General features: G+C 59.2%; 3 protein-coding genes and 1 pseudogene. 2 read left to right on the forward strand and 2 right to left on the reverse strand.

Translation table 11 applies throughout. The annotated features are described in order from the left end of the window. Window positions 1-261, forward strand: a pseudogene (locus tag ACKTSJ_RS10935) (IS4 family transposase); the annotation flags it as partial. A 286-nt stretch (window positions 262-547) separates the two neighbouring features. Here ACKTSJ_RS10935 and ACKTSJ_RS10940 read toward each other — a convergent pair. Beyond that, window positions 548-1777 (reverse strand): MFS transporter, encoded by a 1230-nt coding sequence (locus tag ACKTSJ_RS10940; RefSeq protein ID WP_407900172.1) that lies wholly within the window; start codon window positions 1775-1777, stop codon window positions 548-550. Further along, complete coding sequence (locus tag ACKTSJ_RS10945; RefSeq protein ID WP_407900174.1) at window positions 1774-2709, reverse strand: RluA family pseudouridine synthase; 936 nt, start codon at window positions 2707-2709, stop codon at window positions 1774-1776. Before ACKTSJ_RS10945 ends, ACKTSJ_RS10940 begins: the two co-directional genes overlap by 4 nt. Before the next feature lie 465 nt (window positions 2710-3174). Here ACKTSJ_RS10945 and ACKTSJ_RS10950 point away from each other — a divergent pair, with 465 nt between their 5' ends. Beyond that, window positions 3175-5628, forward strand: coding sequence for an Rne/Rng family ribonuclease (locus tag ACKTSJ_RS10950; RefSeq protein WP_407900176.1), 2454 nt, complete (start codon window positions 3175-3177; stop codon window positions 5626-5628). Window positions 5629-5977: the final 349 nt, after the last annotated feature.

The following is a 5977-nucleotide window of genomic DNA, read 5'->3' on the forward strand; positions in this document are numbered from 1 at the left end:
AAGCAGCACCTGCGCATCAAACGCTTCATCGGCAACAGCGAGAACGCGGTGAAGACGCAAATCTGGTGCGCCGTCTCTACCTACGTGCTGATTGCCATCGTTAAGAAGGAGATGCAATTGGATGCCTCGCTTTATTCGCTGCTACAGATTCTTTCGGTGTCTGTCTTTGAGAAAACCCCACTGGATCAGGCTTTCGCGGGCGGTGGACAACTCGTAGAACAGACGGACTTTTCTAACCAGCTAAATTTGTTCGACTTTTAACCGGACACTACTGAGTGTAAATATTTTTTGAATGAAGTTCATATGGCCCCTTATTGCTAACGTGATTTAGACGGCGCGCCAACCACATGAGCATGCCGCCAAAATCCTGATCGATGATTTGTATATCTCATAGAAACAACTGGTTGCATAAAACCCGTTCCATTAGTACCGCCTAAATTATTGCGGATGGAAGCTAGCGCTATTTCTCAAGCTTGCACCGTGCCGGATGCTCGCCCGATGCCCCCTCCTGCCACAAGCAGAAATTTGGCCTATATATTGCCCCGCCCTACTTAGGCGCGACGTCGGGCAGATTCGGGCGGGCGTCGTGCATCACAATGCGCGAGACGTACCAGATACCCAGCAGATTGGCGGCAATCGCCACATAACCCACATTCTGGTAACCGATAATCTTGCCGGTCGCATCCTGGGTGATGATGAAGCCGCTCAAGCTTGCCGCCAAACCCATTGCCAGGGATTGCACCGTGGCATTGAGCGACATGAACGTACCGCGCAGCCTGGGTTGCGCGGCGGAAGTGATGATCGCCATCGCCGGGATGAAACGTCCCGATACCAGCACAAAGAACAGCGTCGTGCAGACCAGCCACCAGCCCAGTGTGGCGCTCTGGATTTGGGTCACGGCCAGCAACGGCAGCATTGCCGCAAACGCGATCAGGCGATAGACCTCCACTTTGCCGTGGGTATCGGCGAAATGGCCAATCAGCCGCGCCGAAATCAGCGTGGCGGTGCCGCCCGCGAGATAGATGTAGGCGATGTCGTGCTGGCTGATATTGATGTTGTTCACCGCATAGACCGTGATGTAAGGGATCACGGTAAATCCGGCAAAGATGAGCAGCGCCGACAACGTCATCGCCCGCCAGTGGTTGGCGTCGCGCATCACGGCGAACAAGTCGCTGAAGGGATGCGCGCGCTTCTCGCGGTTCAGATGATGGTGCAATTCGGGCAGCAAACGCCAGCCGATCAGGGCGAACCCCCCAACCAGCACGACGATGAACACGAACGGGGCGCGCCAGTGGAACAGGCTGGCCAGCCACAGCGAGAGCGGCACCCCGGCCACGGTGGAAATGGAAAATGCCGTCGCGATCGTGCCGCTCGCCTTGGCGCGGCGCGCGAACGGGATGGTGTCGCCGACGATGGTCTGCACCAGCGCCCCCAACATTCCGCCGAAAGCACCGGCCATGCAGCGCGCGGCGATCAGGGTGGCATAGCCCGGCGCCAGCGCGCAGGCCAGTGTCGCCAGGCCGAACAACAGAAAGATGGTCAACAGCAACCGCTTGCGTTCGAAGCGGTCAACAAAGGTCGCCGCGAAGAGACCCGACACGGCAGCGCTGAAACTGTAGGAAGCGACCAGCAGGCCGAACTCGTGCGTGGTGATGTCCAGCTCGACCATCAGCATCGGCCCCAGCGGCATCATGATCATGAAATCCAGGATATGGCTGAACTGGATGCCCGCCAGCGTGAACAACAGCGCTCGTTCCGAATAGGTCGGGGGGGTCATGCGTTCTGGTCCAGCCGATCGAGAAATTTCTGCAACTCAGGTGCCAGAGGGGCAACAATGCGCAGCGCTTCCTGCGTCAGCGGATGATTGAAGGAGATGCTGTGCGCATGCAGGAACATGCGTTTCAAACCCTGCTTCATCAGTTCCTTGTTGCGCGCGAAATCGCCGTATTTGGAATCCCCGGCGATGGGGAAGCCGAGATGCGATAAGTGCACGCGAATCTGGTGGGTGCGGCCGGTCTTGAGTTCGGCTTCGAGCAGACTGAACCCAGGCCAGTTCTTTTGCAGATTGAAGATGGTATGGGCCTGCTGCCCGTCCTCGCGCACCATGACCCGTTTCTCGCCCTGCGGGGTGTCAAACTTGTGCAGCGGCAATTTTACGTGCTGGCGGGCGTTCTGCCATTGCCCGAGCACCAGCGCCAGGTAGCGCTTGTCGCTGTTCCCTTCGCGCATGATCTCGTGCATGGCGGTCAGCGCGGAGCGCTTCTTTGCCACCAGCAGCACGCCGGAAGTCTCGCGGTCGAGCCGGTGCACCAGTTCGAGAAACTTGGCCTGCGGCCGCGCATGGCGCAATTGTTCGATGACACCAAAACTCACCCCGCTACCGCCATGCACCGCGGTACCGGCCGGTTTGTCCACCGCAAGCAGGGCGTCGTCCTCGAACAGGATGGGAAATTCGCTGGCCGGGATGTATTCGGCCTCCGGTCTTTCGGCCACGCGAATGGGCGGGATGCGCAGCACATCCCCTGCTTGCAGGCGATAGGTCTGGTCGATGCGCTTCTTGTTGACCCGGACTTCGCCGCGAAGAATGCGATAAACGTGGCTCTTGGGCACCCCTTTGAGGTGCCGAAAAAGGAAATTGTCGATGCGCTGGCCGGCGCTCTCGGCGTCGATTTCCATCCAAGTGACGGATTCTTTGCTCAAACTGTTCATTTTGAATATACTCGCGACTCGCGTGTGCGCCTTTGTCGAAACGGGATGTCAATTCCCCCGTCCAATCTTACGGTCATGACAAATGGGCCACTCTTGATAATGAATTTCGCCATGCCCGTTTCCCCCACCCAAACCCTCCCCCGGAGGGAGAGGGGTCAAACGAATCGCTACGCGAGCTTTATGTTAAGGATGGCAGGCAATCAAGCCGCCTACGAAGCAGCCCCGCCCGGTTAATCTCACTCACCGGAGACAAGCAGTGATGGTAAATGATTTGCGCGCTCTAAGCACCAGCAGATAAATTTTAGCGTGTTGCCCCAACCATCAGGCAGCACGCAGATACAAACAAGCTAACAACGAGAACAAGCACTTGGACTATCGTCGGCATCACAACCCGAACATCCAGCTTCTCGCGCGCTAAGCGGCGCGTAGCTTTGCCCTGCCCGTGTCAGAGCGCGGGAGAAAAAAATGAAACGCATGCTATTCAATGCGACGCAGCCGGAAGAACTCCGCGTCGCCATTGTGGATGGTCAAAAACTCGTTGACCTCGACATTGAAACCGCCGGCAAAGAACAACGCAAAAGCAACATCTACAAAGCCATCATCACCCGCATCGAGCCCAGCCTCGAAGCGTGTTTCGTGGAATACGGCGGCACCCGCCACGGTTTCCTCCCCTTCAAGGAAGTCTCCCCGCAGTACTACCAGTCCGGCGCCAACAGCCGCTCCTCCATCAAGGAAGCGCTGAAGGAAGGCCAGGAACTGCTGGTGCAGGTCGAAAAAGACGAGCGCGGCAACAAGGGCGCGGCCCTCACCACCTACATCAGCCTGGCCGGACGTTATGTGGTGCTGATGCCGAACAACCCGAACGGCGGCGGCGTCTCGCGCCGCATCGAGGGCGAAGACCGCAACGAACTGCGCGATGTGCTGGGACAACTGGAAGTCCCCCGGGGCATGAGCATCATCGCCCGCACCGCCGGTATCGGCCGCAATGCGGAAGAGCTGCAGTGGGACCTGGATTACCTCAAGCAATTGTGGGATGCCATCGAAGGGGCCGCCAAGGCGGAAAAAGCCCCGTCTCTGATCTATCTGGAAAGCAGCCTGGTAGTGCGCGCCATCCGCGACTATTTCAACCCGGATATCGGCGAAATCCTGATCGACACCGACGACATCTTCGAACAGGCGCAAGCGTTCATGGGCACCGTGATGCCGGATCATGTGGATCGCATCAAGCGTTATCACGACGACGTGCCGCTGTTCTCGCGTTTCCAGATCGAACACCAGATCGAATCGGCGCATGCGCGCCAGGTGAACCTACCCTCCGGCGGCGCCATCGTCATCGACCACACCGAGGCTCTGACCAGCATCGACATCAACTCCGCCCGTGCCACGCGCGGCGGCGATATCGAGGCTACCGCGCTCAACACCAATCTGGAGGCTGCCGACGAAATCGCGCGCCAGATGCGCCTGCGCGATCTGGGCGGCCTGATCGTGATCGACTTCATCGACATGGAATCCAGCAAGAACCAGCGCGCGGTGGAAGACCGTCTGCGCGATGCCATGCACTTCGACCGCGCCCGCATCCAGACCGCGAAGATTTCGCGTTTCGGCTTGCTGGAATTGTCCCGGCAGCGTCTGGCACCCAGTCTGGAAGAAGGCAATCACACCACCTGCCCGCGCTGCAACGGCATTGGCCACATCCGCGGCACCGAGTCCTCTGCCCTGAACATCCTGCGCCTGATCCAGGAAGAGGCGATGAAGGAAAGCAGTGCCGCCATCCACGTGCAGGTGCCGGTGGATGTCGCCACTTTCCTGCTCAATGAAAAACGCGCGGACATCACCCGCATCGAAAATCGCTTCAAGGTCAGGATCACCCTGATTCCCAACCCGCACATGGAAACGCCGCATTACAGCGTCACCCGTCTGCGTCTGGACGACATCACGGCCGACCACTTGCAGGCCAGCTACAAACTGGTCGCCACTCCGGAAGAATCCGCCACCGCGTCGCCGCAGGAAAGCAAAGTCGCGCAACGCCCGCAGCCGGCCGTGCGCAACATCACGCCGGCGCAACCCGCTCCCAAGCATGCGGAAAAAGCCGAGAAGAAAACCTCCCTGCTGGGACGTCTGTTGGGCTGGCTCAAAGCACTGGGCAGCGCAACCGAAGCAGCCAAACCTGCCGCATCCGCACGCGGCGGACGCAACAATCCCCGCCGCGAACGCGGAGATCGCGAACGCAACGAAGGTGGCAACCGCCAACGCCGCGAACGCGGGGATGGCAACAAACCCCGCCGCGATCGGGAAGACGCGCCGCGCGAGAATAACGCCTTGGCCGAGCAGGGAAAACCGCAGAATCGTAAAGAGCGCCCGCCGCAAGCGCGCGCCCCCCGTCCGGAGAACAAGGAAAGCAAACCGGTGCTTGAGGCCAGCCCGACAACCGTGCCCGATCAACAACCGGAAGGAACGTCTTCGCGCGAGGGTCGCAAGCGCGGCCGGCGGGGCGGTCGGCGCGAGCGCGAACGTCGTGAGCAGCCGCTGGAGGCAGGCAACGATACAGCCCTGCCGCTGACCACCGTGGCTGCCCCGGTTAGCCACGACACCACACCGGCACGCTTGTCCCCCTCGGAGTACATCGCTTATCCGGAGGGGATGAGCAGACCGCTCACGCCAACCGAAGTGGTGTGCTACCCCACATCGCAGCCGGTATCGGCCGCGGTCGCTGCCCCTGTCGCCCCTCCGCTCAACCTCGATCTGGACGCCAGCGGTCTGACACTGATCGAAACGGATCCGAACAAAGCGGCTTCGGTGGCCGTTGCCGCGACGGAAAATCGTGAGCACGCGCCGCGCCGCCGCCAGCGTCCGCGCGAAATCTACACGATGGAAAACAGCGAACCGCTACAGATGGTAGAAACACGCTCACCCAAGTAAATTTGGATTGTGACTCCATAAAAAATGCACGGCATACCCTGCCGTGCTTTTTTTATCCTGAAAGTGTTTGAACTGCCACTACAGGTGATTCTGAAAAATGTGCGGCAGCAAATCTTCTGCCGCATCCTCCACCACATCCAATACACGCTCAAATCCGACCATGCCACCCTAGTACGGATCTGGCACTTCTATTTCGTGAAACCGGCGAGTGTGCTCCAGCAAAAGGCCTGTATGTTTTTTTGGGTCTTCGTGAAAGAGTGTGGGTAGAATTTAGCATGAAATCCTCTGCAAGCCTTGTGGCATCTGGCAAAATCCGGTCTGCACCTGTCGCGGGAAACGGGAGGATTTC

The organism is Ferrigenium sp. UT5 (assembly GCF_045866295.1).
Classification (GTDB): Bacteria; Pseudomonadota; Gammaproteobacteria; order Burkholderiales; family Gallionellaceae; genus Sideroxyarcus.